Genomic DNA, 18,699 nt, shown 5'->3' with positions numbered 1-18,699 from the left:
TCAGGCTATTTTTTGAGCGGGCATTGCCGCCCGTAGTCTCGACGCGGCATTGTCCCAGTTGATGATGCTGAAAAGCTGGTTGACGTAGTCGTTGCGCCGGTTCTGGTATTTCAGGTAGTAGGCATGCTCGAACACATCGAGGACGAGGACGGGCTGGATGCCCCACGCTGTGAGTTTCTGATGGTTTTCGCATTGCAGGATCATCAGCTTGCCTGTTGCCGGGTGATAGCCGACCACACCCCAGCCTGACGCCTCAACTGCGACCGTTGCAGCGATCAGCTGCCCCTTGAACTTCGCATAGGAACCGAAGGTCCTGTCGATTGCCCTTGCGAGATCGCCCTTCGGTTCACCGCCTTTCCCCGAGATGCTCGTCCAGTAAGCCGTATGCAGGATGTGGCTGGACAGCTGGAAGGCGAGCTCCTTCTCGTAAAACTTCACGAGCGCGAAGTCGTTCGAATCGCGGGCTTTCGCAAGTGCATCCTCCGCCTTGTTGGCGGCAACCACCGCGGGCTTGTGATGAAAGTTGTAGTGCAGTTCGACAGTGCGGGCATCGATCGCGGGTTCGAGCGCGTCGTAGGCGAAGGGCAGCGGACCGGCCACATATTTGCCGTCCGCGTCGGTCAGCCTGTCGACAAAGCCGGGTTCGTCAGCCGCGTGTGCGTTTTGCGCCTGTGTGAGCAGGACACCGGCGCCGACGGCAGCCGCGTTGTGGAGGAAAGTGCGACGTGTTGCCATGAGTGCTGTCCTCGCATGTGTACGCACGCGCATGCAATCAGACGGCGTGCGAATGGATGAGCGGGTACACAACAAGACCGATGAGCGCAGCAGCGATAACGATGACCGGTTCCTGCAGCTTCTTGAAACGCCACAGCAGCGCAGTAGCCAGCGCCAGCAGAACGGTCGGCCAGTCGACAATGGAGCGCCGCGCAATGACGATCACCGAGCCGCTAATCGCGCCAACAGCGGCGGCCGTGATGCCGTCGACGAATGCCTTGACGGCGGGCAGCTTGCCGTACTTCTTGAAATACGGTGCCGGCAGCACGGTGAAGAGATAGCACGGCAGGAAGGTGCCAAGCGCGGCAACGCAGGCACCCGCGAGACCTGCGACCAGATAGCCGATGAAGCCCACCGTGATCACGACCGGTCCTGGCGTAATCATCGCGACGGCGACGGCATCGACGAACTGCTTGTCATTAAGCCAGTGATGTTCGGTGACCACACCGCCGTAAAGGAACGGCACAATCGCCAGCCCGGAGCCGAACACGAAGGCACCGGCCTTCGCGAAGAACAATCCGATCTGGCCGAGTAGTGGCCAGTCGAGACCGCCTAGTATTCCGCTTGCAACGGGCAACTGCGTAGCCGCAATGGCGTTCAGGCCACTCTTCGTCAGCCATCTCGGCGGAGCAATAACGAACCAGTTGATTAGGCCACCCGCAATGAAAAGCCACGCGATTTCGGATTCGGTGATGACGGTCACCGCCGCGAGCGTCAGATAGATCGCCCACAGAAGCCAGTTTTTGCCGAGAGTCCGCGCGGTGAGCTTGTAGGCGCTCATCGCGATGATGCCGACAACGGCAGCACCCACGCCATAGAAGGCGGCCTGCATCCAGGAGAGGCCCCCGAAATGTGCGTAGGCCCAGCCGAGGCCGACGACCATCAGGAACGACGGCAACACGAACGCGATGCCAGCGAGCGTCGCGCCGATGAGGTGATAGTGCACGTGGCCCATGTAAATGCCGAGCTGTGCGGCCAGCGGTCCAGGCATCATCTGCGCGAGTGCCAGACCCTCACGGTAATCCGACTCGCTGATCCAGCCGCGCTGCTCAACGAGATCGCGATGCATGTAGCCGACAAGCGCCACTGGACCACCAAACCCGAACGTGCCGAGTCGAAGCATATAGAGGATCAGTTGGCCGAGCGTGTAAACGGGCGTCGTAGCCGTCGTGCTCATGATCGACCTCCAGCGTCGCGGGATTTCGCAGCCGACGCAAAGTGCGTGTAGAGCAAATCCAGGACGCGGCCCATCTCGTCGAGAAGTTGATCGTCGTCGGCCGCGTGTTCCCGCGCGCCCGCCATCACGGCTTCGAAACCGATTGCTTCGGGAACGGGGGCGCCGCCGACGTCAAGGGTATGAACCATCTCGCCAAGCCGAAGCAGTGCCGGGTCCTTGTCGAGACCAAAGCTCGCAATCAGCACCTCGAAGGTCACGCGCTCACCGACATGTGTGAACGCCGCACCGTCGAAGTCAAAGCCAAGCACGTTGGCCGGGCAGGCACCCGGCGATGTGAGCCAGATGAACCGGGCATCGCGATCGATGAAGCGCCGGATCAGCCAGGCGCTCGCCACGCGATCGACCCACATGTGCTGGCGCGTTGCCCAGGTGCGGCCCTGATAGTCACCGACTGACAGGCTTCGGATCGGACGTTCGGCAGAATGGGGCTCACCAGGCGACAGCACGGTGTCGACCAGACCGATAAAGTCCTGCCACGCTGCCTCGGCGCGTGTCGAGGCGTCGCCCGGGAAGTAGTCGGTCGCTACGATCGCTTCGTAGTCCTTGCGCAGTTTCCGAAGCAACTTTGTCAGATTGGCCGCCGACTGGCCGGAAACGGTCTTGCGCGCGTCGTTCAGTGAGCGCGTGAACCCGGCGTGATCTTCACCGCGATCGAAAAGCGCCCGGAATTCCTGGTCCTGCACGGTATCGAGGCTCGGTGCGCGCAGCAGATGTGCGGTGCCACCACTATCCGCGATGGCGTCCGCCAGTTCGCGGAGCATCTGTTCGCGCTCTTCGGTGTAAGGCAGTAGATAGATGCCGTCGCGCAGCACAGCACATCCCTTTGCTTTCAGTGTTCGCCAGAAGCGCATGCGCGCTGTGGCATTCTCGGTTGGAAGGGTGAGGACCAGTAGGGACCAGACTGTCAGAGTGTTCATGTAGCGTAAACTACACCAGTGTAGTGAAATCTACAAACTGTATTTTTCAACGGAGTGGCGATTGGCGGCGCATCCCCTCAAGGGGAAATTTGCCGCGCAGCGGCGCGCTTTCGACGCAATACCTATGCGGTTATCGGGAGAACTCGTAGGAATCGGCAGCAGCTCGAGCCGGTACGGCCTCACGGAGGCGACGACGCCATCAACAGGCAGTTCAGCGGGTGTGCGCTTCCGGCAAAGGGCCATCTGGCACGCACGATTCTGTGGTCGCCGTTACCACGGAGATAGCGGTAAGGAATCCAGGGATGCGGACCGCGTAGGACCGCGGTTCGAATCTACGATTAACGTGCTGATCGAAGGGAGACCAGAGTTGTCAGTCACCGCTCAGGTACGGCAGCCAGAAGAAGGCATAAACACAGGCGCCAAGGAGAATCGCAATGGCAGCAAGGGCCCAGAGTGTGCGTTTCGTTCTCACGGTTCGGACCTGCATAGGCAAAGAGCGTCTTAAATCAGAGTAGTGCGCTATGCGTAGGCCATCAATGCGAGTGACGGCGAATGCCCGGGAAATGTGCGTGGGTGTAAGTGATGGGCGTATGAACGTGCGGGCTAAACAGGCGCTGGCATCACGCGCAGGTGCATGCTGCGGTGACGCGGGATCACAACATCCGCGCCGCCTATGTTCATGTGATGGCCGACGCTGCCGTCTCGGTTCTGACGATTGTTGGTCTCCTGCTCGCATGGCGGTTTGGCTGGGTCTGGATGGATCCTGCGGCCGGGATCGTTGGTGCCCTCGTGATTGCGAACTGGTCTTACGGGTTGCTGCGCGACACGGGCGCAATCCTGCTGGATATGAATCACGACCGACGCCTGGCTAATGATGTGCGCCGAACCGGCGAGAACGCTGGCGACACGGTTCTCGATCTTCATGTCTGCCTCGGTCCCGGTCACATGGGCGCAGTGTTGTCGGTTGCGACGGACAAGACGCAGCACGGGCCAGCGTTCTTTCATGCCGAATTGGCCCATTTCAAAGGTCTTTCTCATGTGACCGCTGAGGTCAACCCGTCCGGAGCGACCTGATACTTTTCTTGCCGCCGGATCGATTTGTAGTCGTAGCGCGAACCAACGCCAAAGCGACGGTCTGATCGTGCTGCCTTCGGCGTTGCCACGCGCCGCAGTTCCAGTCACGGATGAACGGCCGCTTACGACACGCAAACAGTCGAACGGGTCGCGTACTTGTGTGGCAGTTGTGGGTCCGACACCGTTCCGATGACCCGTCATCGTGGACGTGATTACCGTGATAACCAGGCAGTTATCACGGATTGAAGGAATCAGCGCATCTCGCCGCACCATAATGATGATGGGTTGGTTAGTAGTGCCGCGTTTGCGCCGCGATCGTTACCTGCTCGTCCCCCGCGTTCTCGTTAATTGGGCAAAGCGCAGCTATTCACAAGAGAAAGCTTATCTCAATAGCGCGGGTTGGCTCCACGTCGTGCAGAAATACCGGACCATGATGAGAGCGGTACGACATGCGCGTCACGACCATCTGGTCGCTGCTTGCAGCGGCAAGCCGAAAAATTGATTCTGTTCGTGCGGCGGACCGCAGACGGTTGTTGCACGGACAGATGGAATCGGAGATAAACATCACAAAAACCAGCCCTTTACGAGGGGCGAAGGATGCTGCGCAAACAAGCCTTTTGGGAGTTGTTGAATCGGAATAATCTAGGAAAGGGTGTAATAAATGGGTGACACGTGGTTATGTGGACAACTCCACCTTTGGCGACCGAATTTTCGCCCGGGATGAATCGCGATGCAAAACAGTACAGAAAATCCGCACCCGCAGCATCCCGACCTTGACCTGTACCCTGTCGATCGGCTGGTCGAGGTTCTGGTTGAGGATCAGCTTAACGCCGCTCAGGCGGTCTGGGCTGTCCGCGTACGGTTGGCCGAAGCGGTACGTGAATCGATCCCCGAATTGCGGCAGGAGGCCGTCTGATCTACGTGGGTGCCGGCACCTCTGGGCGTCTTGGACTGCTTGATGCGGTAGAACTGTATCCAACCTTCTCGTGGCCTCGGTCTCGCGCGATTGCTCTGGTGGCTGGCGGTGCCGACGCACTTGCCGATGCAGTGGAGGGCGCCGAGGACAACGATCAGCAAGGCGAGGCGGATCTGCTGGCTGTGCGGCCGACAGCCAACGACGTGGTGCTCGCAATTGCGGCGTCGGGTTGTACCCCTTACGTGCTGGGAGCGCTTCGTGCGGCACGGGCCAGCGGTTCACTCACGATCGGATTCGCAAATAACCCGAACGCCCCGGTGCTGACTGCCGCACAAATCGGCATTGCGCTTGTGACCGGGGCGGAAATCATTTCGGGTAGTACGCGTCTGAAGGCCGGGACGGCACAGAAGATTGCCTTGAACAGTTTCTCGAGTGCCTTGATGGTGGGATTGAACAAGGTATATGGAAACCTTATGGTCGACCTGCGCCCGGTCAATGCAAAGCTGGTGCACCGGGCTATCAGCCTGACCATGCACGCGACGGGCGTATCGGAGGAAATTGCCCGCCATACGCTTGTCTTATGCGGATATCAGGTAAAGGTGGCGATTGTGGCGCTCAAATGTGGCATTGATGCGGAGGCGGCGAAGGTGCGCCTGGCGGCGGCCAGGGGCAATGTACGCCAGGCCCTGAGAGGGTGACAAAAACTGAAGGCGGGGGTAGCGGGTAACACGTTCGCGACGTCATTGAGCAAGCCTGTCGGTACAACGACGAGCTGTACGATGTCCTGCGTCGACGGCGCCGGGTTATGCCGGTCTCGACAACGAACTGTTCTACATGGACAAGACGATGATGGTGTTCGGCGATGCGAAGAAGGTCGTGGAGGACATGATGAAGGCGGCATAGCATATTGCGCGCCGCACATTCCAACGAGATCTTTCGCCAGTGAAACCGAAGCGTCTGGCCAGAGAGCAAAGCAAGGAGCAGACGCGCGAACGTTTGCTGAATGCAGCGCGCGATATGTTTTCGACGAAGGGTCTCATTGCGGCGAGCGTCGAAGATATCGCGGCCACAGCCGGATATTCGCGCGGCGCGTTCTATTCAAACTTCGAAGGCAAGACGGATCTGCTGCTCGAATTACTTCAAGGCGATCACGACGATGTCAAAGCTGAAGCACAGTGGATCTTCGATCGGCGCACCACTGGCGAAGATATGACGGCACCATCTCTCGACTGATTTTGAAGGCTGAACGACCTGCTGCTGGCGACACGAGGGGCGCGCTGAGGCTTGGCATTCGATCCCCACGCGCACACGACATCACCGCATTCGCGCAGGACGATCCATAGGTAGTCGTCGTTGTCGGGGCGGACTGGATCGTGATGCGCCCACAGCGCGGCTGGGTTGGTCGAGCGCAGCGCATACAGGCTCGCGACGGCGAGGCCATTGTAGTCCCAAAGCTTCGCGAAGCCACGGCACCGACGGACCGTTGGATCGTCGAGCGTGGCGTCCGCTGTGCTCGGGTTCAACATGATGAACAATGCGGTCGACTTCATCGGTGCCATCGATTCGGCCTGACGCTTCAGCAAGTAGCGGTACGCGCCGCGCGGGCTGAGGATGGCGCCCATGCTAGGATTCCTGCGGTATATAACTAGCCAGGAGACTGCCGTGCCCGATAACGTGTTCTTCGAAGAAAACGGGTACTTTGCGTGGGCCTTTGCTGCGCCGCTTGAAAACGGTAAATGGGAGGCTTTCGTGTTTTTCGAGCGGAAGGCAGACCATACGAAGGAATTTACGCCTTCTGTTAAGCACCGAATCCCCGCCGAATTCGATAGTCGCGACGAGGCAATGTCTGAAGCCGGATCCTGGGCGATCGAGCGCATGCAGCGCGATGAGACGAGGCTCCAGGGCGGCGGTTTCGTGAACAATGGCTGAGGTCGTTCCGCACATGCCTTATATCCCTGGTCGGCGTACGCTGCAGGAGTTCTAATGTGGAACTCTGGATTCAACCTGCGCACCATGCGCTGATCTTTACGGACAGCCGTCGGCGGTCCGTCCTCACGATACGTTGACTCTGGTCGGAGCCGGGGCAGTGAAAGACGCCCAGGTCGCGCGGCACTACACCTGCACACGATGCGGCGCCGCATTTGCGCGTATCCTCAAAGGCGAGCCGGGAAAACAAGTCTGGGTGCTGCTGAACGCTGGGCAACATTGAGCTGGAGCGCGCGCCCTTGCTAACAAGCTGCTTAAAGAACAAGAGTCTTGAATTGCCGCGCCGACCCTCGGAACCCGGGCAACCACCCAAGCGGCGCAAACGGCGGCGGAGATAGCCATGTGGACTTGCCGAAACTGCAATGCACGTTTCTCGTTCAATCAGGTCGAAGCCCAAACCGACGAAAGCGGATTCTTTTTTATTTGTCGCGACTGTGACTACCGAAATAACCTGGTGAACATGGGTCCAGATGCGGCGGGCCGGCCGAAGCTTATCCAGCGCGACGACGAGTAGAGCAACTTTTCGGAGACGGCCATGCAATTCGACTATAGGGAGTTTCACATCAACGCGTCGCCTCTTGATGAAGGCGGTCGTTACTACGCCCGAGCAAAGATCTACCGGCGCGACTCGGCGACCGGAGACGCCGTCGAAGTGAAATATTCGGGCGACCTCGGCGACTATCCCTCCGACGCGGACGCTATCGAAGCGGCGCAGCGTTGGGCGATGCAGTGGTGCGACAACAGCTCCGGATAGGGCACGCGGCTGGGAACAGGTGACCGCCGAGCTTGCATTCGAACGCAGCGGTCCGGAGCGCATCGATTCGAGTGTCGTCGTGCTCGAGGAATGGCTGCGCGCGTTGCACGCCGCAAAGCGTGTGGGCGAGGAAGCGTCACGCACTGAGCATAGCGCGCTTGGTGCGTTGATCACGGAACTTGCGACATTGCGTGCGCTATCGCTGTCGATCACCGGCAGACTTGATTAGGTGTGGCGAACAGGCATCTCACCAAAAGCGGGATCTTGCGTGTTGACAGGCCTGCGCATTTATCCCGGCGACCGCGCGTATTGGCCGCGCGCTTGCAAAACGTATGCGCCCGTCAATCGCGATCGTATGATGCTTGCGGCGGCGGTAAATGACGACCAACGTATCAGAACGTGATGTATCTCGACGTATGATTCTTTCTGCATAATGGGTAGCTCAGCTGTTTGCGGCGCCTGAAATATCACAACACCAAATGGAACGGGATGGCTTCAATGACTGCATCAAATGGAATGCCGATCTTGCGTCGCGACGGCGATCCGTTTTTCAATCATCTGCATCCCGAGACCATACTGATGGTTCAGGTGACGCAAGAGTGCCTCGCCGATGTCTTCGGGTCTGACGGGTCTGCCGACCAGGATCTGAAGGCTCTACGGGACAATCTTGAGGCGATCCTGAAAGTGGTCGATGCAAAGTCCTGCAGATAAAGACGTCAAGGATTGCGGTTACGGCCGATGACTTCTGAGCATCGCATTTGAAGCTCCCATAAGGCGTCTTTATTCTCGAGTAGCTCAGTGACGGTCGTCGGGTCAACCTCATCTTGCCGATACGTGAAGGGCGGCGAGTCATGCCGCGCGGCAATTTATCGAGACCTATCGTCTGGTGGATGGCGACGCCACAATGCACACGGCGGATCGCCTAAACTTATAGAACCAGTTCACGTGGCCATTCCCGCGCCGCGCCCCCGTCATGGCGCACATCTTTTTCGCTGCATCGATTCAACGACATATCGCAACGCCCGAGCGCGAGATCGAAGCGCGCACGCTCGGCGAAGCGCTCGAGGCCGTCTTCGCCGCCCAACCTCGACTGCGCGGCTACATCCTTGACGATCAGGGCTCACTACGGCGGCATCTCGCCGTGTTCGTCGACGGCCGGCGGGTGCTCGACCGCCAACATCTGTCCGATGCCCTCGGCGAGCAAAGCCGGATTTATGTCGTACAGGCCCTGTCGGGTGGGTAAGAGGGCCATCCGTACTCGAGGAGTAACTCGCCATGAGCGACCGATTGCTTGTCGCGACCCGCAAGGGCCTGTTCGTTCTGAAAGCCGATGGTGCGGGCGGCTGGACATTCGATGAGCCCTGTTTCGCCGGCGAGCCAGTGAGTATGGTGCTGGCTGATATGCGCGACAGATCGCTGTATGCGGCGCTCAATCTCGGCCACTTCGGCGTGAAACTGCATCGCCGGCGTGCGGGCATGGCGGATTGGGAAGAGTGCGCGGTTCCTGTCTACCCGCCGGAGCCTGCCGACGAGACACGTGACGGTGACGGCGTGCACGCGAGTACGGATACCGGCGCGGACAATGCGAGCGCTGCCATGCCCAGCCCGCCGACCCCTCCCTGGACGCTTCAGCAAATCTGGTCACTCGAAACAGGCGGCCCGGACGAGCCGGGCGTCCTGTGGGCCGGCACGATTCCCGGCGGGCTCTTCCGTTCCGGCGATGGCGGAGACACATGGGTGCTCAACCGTGCCCTGTGGGATCGCCCAGAGCGCCGAGAATGGTTTGGCGGTGGCTACGACGCGCCCGGCATCCATTCCGTGATGGTTGATCCGCGCGACAGCCGGCACGTGACAATCGGCGTATCGTGCGGCGGAGTCTGGCAAACGGCCGACGGCGGCGCGACCTGGCGCGTGAGTGCCGAGGGCATGGAGGCTGACTACATGCCGCCGGAGCGGCGCCGCGATGCCAACGTGCAGGACCCGCACCGTGTCGTGCAATGTCCAGCAAGCCCGGATGCGCTGTGGGCGCAGCATCACTGTGCGATTTTCCGATCGACCGACGGCGCTGCACACTGGCAGCGGATCGAAGCGCAGCCATCGAGCTTCGGCTTCGCGGTTGCCGTACATCCGCGCGAGCCGGACACCGCGTGGTTCGTGCCTGCCGTGAAAGACCAGTGCCGCATCCCGATGGACGCTCAGTTCATCGTCACGCGCACACGCGACGGCGGCCGCACGTTCGAGCGTTTCTCGAACGGGTTGCCGCCCGCACCGGCGTATGACCTGGTGTATCGCCACGGGCTTGCCGTAGATGAGAACGGCACGCGCCTTGCGATGGGGTCGACCACAGGCTCGCTATGGACGTCCGACGACGGCGGCGAAAGCTGGCAATTGATTTCAGCGCATTTGCCGCCTGTTTATTGTGTTCGGTTTGGATGAGGCGAGGGACAGGGCGAGTGAGGAATGAAAGTCCTATGTACGAGCAGATAGGGCCGAAGCGGGAACAGATGATCGCTTTGCGGTCCTCCAACCACTTTCAGGCGCTTGATGCGACTCAGTTGACTCCTTCGAGATACTGATTACTCGGGAATCACACGACCCACGTTTGGAGGTCCCCAGTTTGATTCGGAGCGGCTGCGGAAATGACCGTGCAATGCCGATGGTGAACGACTAAAGGTTGCCAGCAGTACGCGTTCGGAAAGCTGCCATTGAGTGGTGCAACGTCCTCACGACAGCACATTCATCGAACCGGTGCTACGGGCCACAAAGAGCCGTTCGGATCCGGCGACCGAAGGACTGCCGTACGGCGAACTCCGGTCACCAACAAAAGCAATCACGCCGCCCGCGCCGCATTCCTTCCACGCAGCCATTCGAGCGCGAGCAGCAGACAAGTCGAAAACACGATAAGAATCGTCGCCAGCGCGGCAATGGTCGGGCTGATGTTCTCGCGAATGCCTGTGAACATCTGCCGCGGCAACGTCGTCTGATCGGCGCCCGCGAGGAACAGCGTGACGACCACTTCGTCGAACGACGTCGCGAACGCGAACAGCGCGCCTGAAATCACGCCCGGCGCGATCACCGGCAGCGTGATGCTGAAAAACGTCTTCACAGGGTTCGCTCCAAGCGACAGGCTTGCCCGCACGAGGTTGTCGTTGAAGCCCTGCAAGGTAGCCGCCACTGTCGTCACGACGAACGGCACACCCAGCGATGCATGCGCCATGATCAGGCCGATATACGTATTGGCCAGTCCCAGCGGCGCAAAGAACAGATACATGCCGACGCCGACCACGACGACGGGCACGATCATCGGCGAAATCAGGATCGCCATCAGCAGCGCCTTGCCCTTGAAGTTCGCCTTCGTCAGACCGATCGCCGCGAGCGTGCCGAGCACCGTCGCCAGCACGGTCGCCGACGGCGCGACGATAAAGCTGTTCTTCGCGGCCATCCGCCATTCGTCGGAGGCGATCAGGTTCTGATACCAGCGCAGCGACCAGCCCGGAATCGGATAGACGAGAAACGTACTCGACGAAAACGACAGGGGCACGATCGTGAGCACGGGCAGAATCAGATACAGCAGCGTCAGCACGGCAAGCCCGCGCAACGTGAAATACCACACGCGCTCGACTATCGACGTATGCGGCGCGAACATCGGTTTGGCAAATTTCATCGCGTCGCTCCTCAACCAAGGCTCACGTTCGAACGCGTAAAGCGTCCGTAGATCACATACAGCACGAGCGTCGCCGCGAGCAGCAGCCCGCCGAGCGCGCACGCCATGCCCCAGTTGATCGTCACGTTGGTGAAGTACGCGACGTAGTAGCTGACCATCTGATCGTTCGGTCCGCCGAGCAGCGCTGGCGTGATGTAGTAGCCGATCGCGAGAATGAACACGAGCAGCGCGCCCGCGCCGATGCCCGGATACGTCTGCGGCACATACACGCGCCAGAACGCTGCGAACGGATGCGAGCCGAGCGAAATCGCCGCGCGCTGATAGGTCGGCGGAATCGACTTCATCACGCTGTAGAGCGGCAGGATCATGAACGGCAGCAGAATGTGCGTCATCGAGATATGGACGCCGACGCGATTGAACAGCAACGCCAGCGGATCATGTATCAGCCCCGAGCCGATCAACGCCTTGTTGACGAGCCCTTCGCTTTGCAGAATCACGATCCACGCGGCGACGCGCACGAGGATCGACGTCCAGAACGGAATCAGCACGAGGATCATCACGAGATTCGCGCGCCGTTCGTTGAGCGTCGAAATCCAGTACGCGAGCGGATAACCGAGCAGCAGCGCGAACACCGTCACCGCGAAACCGATCACGAACGTGCGACTGAACACGGCGAGATAGATCTGCTGCTCGGGGTCGGTCGGAATGATGTGGCCAAACGCGTCCTGCTTGTGATCGAGCGAGGCGAGCAGATAGAACGGCGAAATCGTGCTGCCGTTTTTGGCAATCGCTTGCCAGTATTTCGCATCGCCCCAACGTTCGTCGACTTCGAGAATCTTTGCCTTCACCTGAGCGGGCGGCAGTGCGTGGCCCGCGTCGTCGTTCAGCGGCATCGCGCGCGCCGTCTTCGCGACGAGCGAACGATAGCCCGGAATCTCCGTGTTCAGGCGGCGCGCCAGCGCGCCCATAGCTTCGCCGTCGGCGACGGCGGTGAGATCGGTGGCGAGCGCGGCGTATGCAGCGTCTGTCGGCGCGGACTTGCGATCCCAGTCGCGCAATGCCGTCACCGTGTGCGGCAGCGCCGTCGCGATCTCGGGGTTCTGCACCGCGCGCGTCAACAACGCGCCGATCGGCACCACGAAGATCATCAGCAGAAATATCGCGAGCGGCGCGATCAGCAGCAGCGCCATCGCGCGCTTCTTCGCTTCGGCGGCCTTCAGTTCGCGCTTGAGTTTGTTGGTCGACTCGGGGCCGGGTCGGCGGCGATCGTCATCGTTGTCACACCTTTCTCCTGCCTTGCGTATTGCCGCGCGCCGCCTCTGGACGGGTGCGCGGGTCTTGCATCCGTTCGGTACGGACTACAATTCCGCACCGATACAGTTCCAGCCTACTTCGAAGCCCACGACGCGAAGCGCTGCTCCAGTTCGTCGCCGTGGTCAGCCCAGAACGTGATGTCCATCTTCAACGCGTTGCTGGCGTTGGCTGGCGAGTTCGGCAGATTCGCGAGCGTCTTTGCGTCAAGCGATTTAATTGCCGCCTGGTTGACCGGGCCGTACGCGATGCTTTTGGCGAAGTCGCCCTGTGGTTTGGATGACAGCGTGAACGCGATGAACTGCTGCGCGAGTTCCCTGTTGGGATCGCCCTTCGGAATTGCCCACCATTCAATATCGAAGATGCTGCCGCTCCATACGACCTTCAGGTTCTTGCCTTCCTTCTGGGCGGCATCGATACGACCGTTATAGACCGTCGACATCGCCACATCGCCCGCAACGAGGTACTGCGGCGGCTGTGCACCGGCTTCCCACCACTGGATGTTCGGCTTGAGCGCCTCGAGCTTCCTGAACGCGCGGTCCTGACCTTCCTTCGTTGCAAGAACCTTGTACACGTCCTTCGGCGCGACACCGTCCGCCATCAGCGCGATCTCAAGGTTGTAGTGCGCCCCCTTGCGCATGCCACGCTTGCCCGGGAATTTCTTGACGTCCCAGAAGTCGGCCCAGCCGGCCGGCGGAGTCTTCAGCTTGTCTCCGTTGTAAGCCAGCGCGGTTGACCAGACGAACATCCCGGCGGCACAGGTCTGCTTCGCATACGGCATCAGATCACCACTCTTTGCGATCTTCGACCAGTCGAGCTTTTCGTACAGGCCCTCATCACAGCCGCGGCCGACATCACCCGTTTCAGTCTCGACAACGTCCCACGTCACGCGCTTCGTCTCGACCATCGCCTTGATCCTGGCGAGTTCCATGTTGTATTCAACCGGGACGATCTTTGTGCCAGTCTGCGCTTCGAAGGGGTGGTAAAAGGCGGCTTTCTGGGCATCGCCGTTTGCGCCCCCCGCATTTGCGACCGTAAGCTCAGTGGCTCCAGCGTGAAATGTACCTAGTGCGAGTGTGACTGCCGCGATGGCCGTACAGCCCGTTTTTCCGATCCTGCTCATGATGTCGTCGTCTCCTTTGTGATGGTGGATACGGCGTTCGATGTGACCGCCGTCTTTATTTGGCTCATGCAAAGATGCGCAGATGTTCGGGTGCAAACTCGAGCCCAACTGGTGCGCCCGGCGCGAAGCCTTCGAGCGCCTCCGTGCCAAGCGGCACTTTCACGAAGCACTCCTCCTGTTCAGGCAGGCCGCAGCGCATACGCACGTGGTCGCCGAAATAGATGAGACCGCGCGCTTCGCCTGCCAGCGCATTTGCGCCAGGTTTCGACGCACCCGCCGCAAGCTTCATGCGCTCCGGCCGGATGCACGCGACGCCCTGTGCGCCCGCCTTCGCACGGCCGATGTGGCGCCCAACGAGCCGGGTGCCATCGAGCAGATGAAACTCGCAGTAGTCGCCCTCGACATTCGCGATCGTGCCGCGCAACCGGTTGCTGTCGCCAATGAAGTTCGCGACGAACTCGTTGCACGGCGCTTCGTAGAGGCTGTCGACGGTGTCGAGCTGCTGCACGATGCCCTTGTCGAACACAGCGACGCGGTCGGACATCGTCAGCGCTTCGCCCTGATCGTGCGTGACGTAGACGAACGTGACGCCGAGCTTTTCGTGCAGCGATTTCAGTTCGTATTGCATGTGCTCGCGCAACTGTTTGTCGAGCGCGCCGAGCGGCTCGTCCATCAGCACGAGCTTGGGCTCGAAGACCAGCGCGCGAGCGAGCGCGATGCGCTGCTGCTGGCCGCCCGACAGTTGCGTGGGATAACGCTTCGCAAAGCCTTCCATGCGCACCATCTTCAGTGCGTTATTGACCTTGTGCGCGCGTTCGTTGGCGGGCAGCTTGCGCACGCTCAGCGGATACGCGACGTTCTGTTCGACGGTGAGATGCGGGAATAGCGCGTAGTTCTGAAACACCATGCCGATGTTGCGCTTGTGCGGCGGCACGTTGTTGAGCAACTGTCCGTCGAGCCAGATCTCGCCGCCTGTCGGAAATTCGAAGCCCGCGAGCATCATCAGGCAGGTCGTCTTGCCAGAGCCGGACGGTCCGAGCAGCGTCAGGAATTCTCCCTGATAGATGTCCAGATCGAGTTGCTTGACGACGAGCGTTTCGCCGTCATAGGTCTTCCGTACGCCGCGGAAGCTGACAAGCACATTTGCAGTCTGATTCATAGATTCGATATCCAATGAGGTGCGATTGGTAGCTCTGGCCCCCGAATCCGGAGAATGCTCGCTATGCGCGAAGCGGTATCTCCGTCTTGTGTTCGCGCTTGCGGCCTTTCCGGTAGCACTAGAAAATTTGCGCGTTGGGGCGAGGCAACCAGAAGCGGCGCTGTTGACCCGGTTGAAGTCAACAAGTCGTCTGCCGTCGACGTGAATGTACCCGAAATGATTTTCCGGGAGTAAAAAAATGGACTAGTATTTTTACTTACAGCTCAGAACATCGTCGGCCTGTGTAACAATGCGACGTGCCCGCGCTGAAGGGGCATGGCACGTCTGTTTTTGCAATGTCGACCACCGCTGACGAGCATGGACGGCGTCCGGATAGCCTTTTTTGGACCCACTCCTTCCGGGTGGATGAAAGGAGCGATCATTCGCATGGCCTATCAGAAAAACAGCCGCGCAAGCTCGACCCTGTCTTCAGACGAGGTTACGAGCGCGGCGGAAACACCGATCCTTGGCGAGCGGATCCGCGGGCTGCGCAAGCGTCGTCAGATGACCCTCATGCAGCTGGCCGAGAGCACGAACCTGTCAGCGGGCTACATCAGCCAGCTGGAACGCGACCTTGCGTCGCCCTCGATTGCTGCGCTGGTCAACGTGGCAAAGGCCCTCGGCGTAACGGTGCAGTGGTTTTTTTCCGGCAATACGCCCGTTCCTGCTGGTGAGGAGGGCTACGTCGTACGCCGTGGAAACCGCCTGCAGATGCGGTATGAGCAGGGCATTGTCGATGAATTGCTGACAGCCAGAATGGACATGCAGCTGGAGATGCTGCATGTTCGCATTCCGCCAGGTGGGGAAAGCCCGCAGAGTTATTCCCATGAGGGCGATGAGGTGCTGTATGTCCAGACAGGGCGATTTGAAATCTGGATTGGCGAAGACAAGCACTTCCTCCTCAGCGAGGGCGATAGTGTCGCCTTCTCATCACGACTCGCACACCGGTACCGCAATCCCGGAGCGATCGAGACCGTCGTGATCTGGGCCATTTCTCCGCCGAGCTACTAACCATTGCGTAAGGCAAGCGCCGGCCCTGCCCGGCAGGGCCGGCGTACGACAGCGCAGTCAAACGCCTCGCGCCCCCAGAATCCTTGCCGCCCCCCTTCACATCAAGTTCCTGCGGGAACCACCGCTAAGGCATAACTGACCGCGCTTACCGCGAATGCGCGGGTCTGCGCGCGTCCTGCTGGGACGACGCCTGCCTGGACTCGGGAAATATCCCTAGTAAAAAAACGTTGCGTTTTTTTACTGTGAGATAAAAAATGCTCGCCAGTGTCTCGACCCATCCTGCCTTCGGGACAAACCATAAGTACCCGTGTGAGGAGATAGACGTATGTCCGACGTGATCCAGTTCAAGCGCAACTCGCTCGCTTTCGAACCATACGGCGACCAGGGAGTCGGTTCGGCTTCGATCGCCCGCCTTTTGGCCCCCAGCACAGTCACACGATGGGGCGGGTGTCGCCCGTTTCGACAACGTTTCCATTGAGTGGACGGTGCTCTACGACGAACTGATTGTCGTGCTCGATGGAGTCTTCAGGCTCAGGGTCGGGGACAAGGCATTCGAAGCCACGACCGGCGACATACTCTGGATTCCTGAGAACACACCGCTTCGCTACGAAGGAGACAGTGCCACAGTGTTTTATGCACTTGCGCCGGTCGACTGGAAGGAACGCCACGCACTGGCGTGAGCTCCGTCCGCACTTCACACGCATTGATTTCCCATTTGCCGACCCAAAAACTTCAGCTGATCATGAGCGCCATCCAGTTTCCCAAGTTGTTCTCGCCTTTACAGATCCGAGGTTCATCGCTGAAAAACCGGATCATGTCCACCGGGCACGACACAACAATGCCGACCGACGGGCGGGTCAACGACGCGCTCGTCGCTTATCACGAGGCTCGCGCACGTGGCGGCGCTGGCCTTATCGTGATGCAGGTGGCGGGCGTGCATGAGACCGCACGATATACATCGCATCTGCTCATGGCGACGGACGACGGCTGCATTCCTGGATACCGGCGACTGGCCGACGCGGTCCATGCTCACGGCTGCCGGCTGTTCACGCAGCTTTTTCATCCGGGTCGCGAGCTGATGGAGTCGGCTGACGGCCTGCTCGCGGTGGCCTACGCGCCATCGAGTACCCCGAATGAGCGGTTTCATGTGATGCCTCGTGCGATGACGCGCGAGATGATCGGTGAGATCGTCCATGGATACGGTCAGGCGGCGCGACGCATGAATGAAGCCGGGCTCGATGGCGTGGAATTCGTAGCGAGCCATGGTTATCTGCCTTCACAATTCCTGAATCCGCTGGTCAATCGCAGGAACGACGAATACGGCAGCAGCCTCGACAATCGCTTGAGATTTCTGCGCGAAGTGCTCGCCGAGATGCGTCGACAGACTACCGACTCGTTCGTAATCGGTCTGCGGATAAGTGCCGGCGAGCGCGACGCAGCCGGGCTGACGGCGGAAGACGCGCTTGAGGCCTGTATTCAGCTAGAGCCCATGCTGGACTACGTGAACATCATCGCGGGTACCTCCGCTTCCCTTGGCGGCGCCATTCACATCGTTCCGCCGATGGCGTTCGCCAACGCATACGTTGCACCCGACTCCAAGGTGTTCAAGGAACGCCTCACGATTCCAGTATTTGTCGGTGGACGCATCAATCAGCCGCATGAGGCCGAAGCGGTCATCGCGAACGGTCAGGCCGACGTGTGCGGGATGACGCGCGCGCTGATCTGCGATCCGTCAATGCCGGCCAAGGCAAAGGCCGGCAGGACCGACGATATCCGTGCGTGCATCGCCTGCAATCAGGCATGCATCGGGCACTTCCATCGTGGCTATCCGATTTCATGCATCCAGCACCCCGAGACCGGGCGGGAGCTGACGTATGGCGAAATGCAACCCGCCACGCGACGCCGGAAGGTCATGGTTGTCGGCGGCGGACCGGCTGGCATGAAGGCGGCTGCCACGGCTGCCCGCCGCGGCCACGACGTGACGCTGTACGAGGCGGACAGCCGGCTCGGTGGCCAGGCGCTGCTCGCGCAGTTGCTGCCGCGCCGGAACGAGTTCGGCGGTATCGTCACGAATCTTGCGCGCGAGCTCGAACTGTCGGGGGCACGCGTTGTCAGGAACACCCGGGTCGGCGAGTCGCTGGTGAGGTCTGAGCAACCCGACGTGATCATTCTCGCGACGGGCGCAAAACCCTACATACCCGACTTCGAACACGATGGTGGCGTGCAGGTTGTCGATGCCTGGCAAGTGTTGCGCGGCGAGGCCACAGCTGGCCCTCGTGTTCTGGTGGTCGACTGGCGCTGCGACTGGATCGGACCGGGCATCGCGGAGGCGCTGACGCGCGCAGGCTCGGAGGTACAGCTCGCCGTCAACGGCACGCACGCGGGTGAAACGTTGCCCCTGTATGTGCGCGACAACATAGCTGCCGAACTTCATCGCCAGCAGATCAGAGTCACACCGTATGCACGACTCTATGGCTGTGACGGCGACACCGTGTTCATGCAGCACACCACCAGTGACGAGGCGATCGTATTCGAGAACATCGACACCCTCGTGCTATGCCACGGCCACAGGCCCGAAAATGTGCTTGAGGACGAGGTGCGGTCGTGGATCGACGGGCAGCCAGAATCGTCGGTGGAACTGATTGCGATCGGTGACTGCATGGCGCCCCGTACCGCGGAGGAGGCCGTCTATGAGGGACTAAAAGCTGGCTGGCAAATTTAGGATGTGGAGACC

General features: G+C 60.3%; 20 protein-coding genes and 2 pseudogenes. 14 read left to right on the top strand and 8 right to left on the bottom strand.

Annotated elements, in window-relative coordinates:
* Genes H1204_RS41265 through H1204_RS41255 form a run of 3 tightly spaced genes read right to left on the bottom strand, consistent with a single transcriptional unit; the run spans position 1 to position 2,928 of the window.
* Positions 1 to 735, bottom strand: a complete 735-nt coding sequence (locus H1204_RS41265; protein ID WP_243469076.1) for a superoxide dismutase — start codon at positions 733 to 735, stop codon at positions 1 to 3.
* 37 nt (positions 736 to 772) lie between these two features.
* Complete coding sequence (locus H1204_RS41260) at positions 773 to 1,954, bottom strand: chromate transporter (RefSeq protein ID WP_180736278.1); 1,182 nt, start codon at positions 1,952 to 1,954, stop codon at positions 773 to 775.
* Complete coding sequence (locus H1204_RS41255; RefSeq protein ID WP_180735863.1) at positions 1,948 to 2,928, bottom strand: chromate resistance protein ChrB domain-containing protein; 981 nt, start codon at positions 2,926 to 2,928, stop codon at positions 1,948 to 1,950. The genes H1204_RS41260 and H1204_RS41255 overlap by 7 nt, the downstream gene beginning before the upstream one ends.
* A gap of 645 nt (positions 2,929 to 3,573) precedes the next feature.
* Here H1204_RS41255 and H1204_RS41250 point away from each other — a divergent pair.
* The 5 genes and pseudogenes from H1204_RS41250 to H1204_RS52780 all read left to right on the top strand — a co-directional run.
* A pseudogene (locus H1204_RS41250) lies at positions 3,574 to 4,002 on the top strand (cation transporter); the annotation flags it as partial.
* Positions 4,003 to 4,204: 202 nt separating this feature from the next.
* Positions 4,205 to 4,504 carry a hypothetical protein gene (locus H1204_RS41245; RefSeq protein WP_180735862.1) on the top strand — a complete coding sequence of 100 codons (300 nt, stop codon included), beginning with the start codon at positions 4,205 to 4,207 and terminating at the stop codon, positions 4,502 to 4,504.
* Positions 4,505 to 4,732: 228 nt separating this feature from the next.
* Positions 4,733 to 5,616, top strand: a pseudogene (locus H1204_RS41240) (N-acetylmuramic acid 6-phosphate etherase).
* A gap of 55 nt (positions 5,617 to 5,671) precedes the next feature.
* Positions 5,672 to 5,821 (top strand): NAD(P)(+) transhydrogenase (Re/Si-specific) subunit beta, encoded by a 150-nt coding sequence (locus H1204_RS41235; protein WP_346015806.1) that lies wholly within the window; start codon positions 5,672 to 5,674, stop codon positions 5,819 to 5,821.
* A gap of 39 nt (positions 5,822 to 5,860) precedes the next feature.
* Positions 5,861 to 6,151, top strand: a complete 291-nt coding sequence (locus H1204_RS52780) for a helix-turn-helix domain-containing protein (protein WP_274608281.1) — start codon at positions 5,861 to 5,863, stop codon at positions 6,149 to 6,151.
* Here H1204_RS52780 and H1204_RS41225 read toward each other — a convergent pair.
* Complete coding sequence (locus H1204_RS41225) at positions 6,067 to 6,540, bottom strand: DUF1643 domain-containing protein (RefSeq protein WP_180735861.1); 474 nt, start codon at positions 6,538 to 6,540, stop codon at positions 6,067 to 6,069. The genes H1204_RS52780 and H1204_RS41225 overlap by 85 nt on opposite strands.
* 40 nt (positions 6,541 to 6,580) lie before the next feature.
* Between H1204_RS41225 and H1204_RS41220 the strand changes: the two genes are divergently transcribed.
* The 6 genes from H1204_RS41220 to H1204_RS41190 all read left to right on the top strand — a co-directional run bounded on the left by H1204_RS41220 (position 6,581) and on the right by H1204_RS41190 (position 10,094).
* Positions 6,581 to 6,847 carry a hypothetical protein gene (locus H1204_RS41220; RefSeq protein ID WP_180735860.1) on the top strand — a complete coding sequence of 89 codons (267 nt, stop codon included), beginning with the start codon at positions 6,581 to 6,583 and terminating at the stop codon, positions 6,845 to 6,847.
* Between the two features lie 592 nt (positions 6,848 to 7,439).
* On the top strand, positions 7,440 to 7,658 hold the full coding sequence (locus tag H1204_RS41215; RefSeq protein WP_180735859.1) for a hypothetical protein: 219 nt from the start codon (positions 7,440 to 7,442) through the stop codon (positions 7,656 to 7,658).
* Between the two features lie 19 nt (positions 7,659 to 7,677).
* Positions 7,678 to 7,887: a hypothetical protein gene (locus H1204_RS41210; protein ID WP_180735858.1), complete on the top strand. Its 210-nt coding sequence runs from the start codon at positions 7,678 to 7,680 to the stop codon at positions 7,885 to 7,887.
* Positions 7,888 to 8,147: 260 nt separating this feature from the next.
* Positions 8,148 to 8,369 (top strand): hypothetical protein, encoded by a 222-nt coding sequence (locus H1204_RS41200; protein ID WP_180735856.1) that lies wholly within the window; start codon positions 8,148 to 8,150, stop codon positions 8,367 to 8,369.
* A gap of 262 nt (positions 8,370 to 8,631) precedes the next feature.
* The gene (locus tag H1204_RS41195; protein ID WP_180735855.1) at positions 8,632 to 8,901 is read left to right on the top strand and encodes a MoaD/ThiS family protein; all 270 of its coding nucleotides are present in this window, start codon (positions 8,632 to 8,634) and stop codon (positions 8,899 to 8,901) included.
* 32 nt (positions 8,902 to 8,933) lie between these two features.
* A complete protein-coding gene (locus tag H1204_RS41190; RefSeq protein ID WP_180735854.1) occupies positions 8,934 to 10,094 on the top strand; it encodes an exo-alpha-sialidase in 1,161 nt (386 codons plus the stop codon).
* 394 nt (positions 10,095 to 10,488) lie between these two features.
* On the opposite strand, the gene H1204_RS41185 is transcribed toward H1204_RS41190, so the two are convergent.
* From H1204_RS41185 to H1204_RS41170, 4 genes are all read right to left on the bottom strand, one after another.
* Entirely contained in the window at positions 10,489 to 11,322 is an 834-nt protein-coding gene (locus tag H1204_RS41185) for an ABC transporter permease (RefSeq protein WP_180735853.1), read from the bottom strand.
* Between the two features lie 11 nt (positions 11,323 to 11,333).
* Positions 11,334 to 12,542 (bottom strand): ABC transporter permease, encoded by a 1,209-nt coding sequence (locus tag H1204_RS41180; protein WP_180736276.1) that lies wholly within the window; start codon positions 12,540 to 12,542, stop codon positions 11,334 to 11,336.
* Between the two features lie 167 nt (positions 12,543 to 12,709).
* On the bottom strand, positions 12,710 to 13,756 hold the full coding sequence (locus H1204_RS41175; RefSeq protein ID WP_180735852.1) for an ABC transporter substrate-binding protein: 1,047 nt from the start codon (positions 13,754 to 13,756) through the stop codon (positions 12,710 to 12,712).
* A gap of 64 nt (positions 13,757 to 13,820) precedes the next feature.
* Positions 13,821 to 14,915, bottom strand: coding sequence for an ABC transporter ATP-binding protein (locus H1204_RS41170; RefSeq protein ID WP_180735851.1), 1,095 nt, complete (start codon positions 14,913 to 14,915; stop codon positions 13,821 to 13,823).
* A 426-nt stretch (positions 14,916 to 15,341) separates the two neighbouring features.
* On the opposite strand from H1204_RS41170, the gene H1204_RS41165 reads away from it, so the two are divergent.
* From H1204_RS41165 to H1204_RS41155, 3 genes are all read left to right on the top strand, one after another.
* Positions 15,342 to 15,965 (top strand): XRE family transcriptional regulator, encoded by a 624-nt coding sequence (locus H1204_RS41165; RefSeq protein WP_180735850.1) that lies wholly within the window; start codon positions 15,342 to 15,344, stop codon positions 15,963 to 15,965.
* 485 nt (positions 15,966 to 16,450) lie between these two features.
* Positions 16,451 to 16,645: a cupin domain-containing protein gene (locus H1204_RS52025; protein ID WP_243469075.1), complete on the top strand. Its 195-nt coding sequence runs from the start codon at positions 16,451 to 16,453 to the stop codon at positions 16,643 to 16,645.
* A gap of 62 nt (positions 16,646 to 16,707) precedes the next feature.
* Positions 16,708 to 18,687 (top strand): FAD-dependent oxidoreductase, encoded by a 1,980-nt coding sequence (locus H1204_RS41155; protein ID WP_180735849.1) that lies wholly within the window; start codon positions 16,708 to 16,710, stop codon positions 18,685 to 18,687.
* Positions 18,688 to 18,699 lie beyond the last annotated feature (12 nt).

This window comes from Paraburkholderia sp. PGU19, assembly GCF_013426915.1.
Lineage (GTDB): Bacteria > Pseudomonadota > Gammaproteobacteria > Burkholderiales > Burkholderiaceae > Paraburkholderia.
Note: the sequence above shows the minus strand (reverse complement) of the source record. Positions and strands in the feature narration are given on the sequence as shown.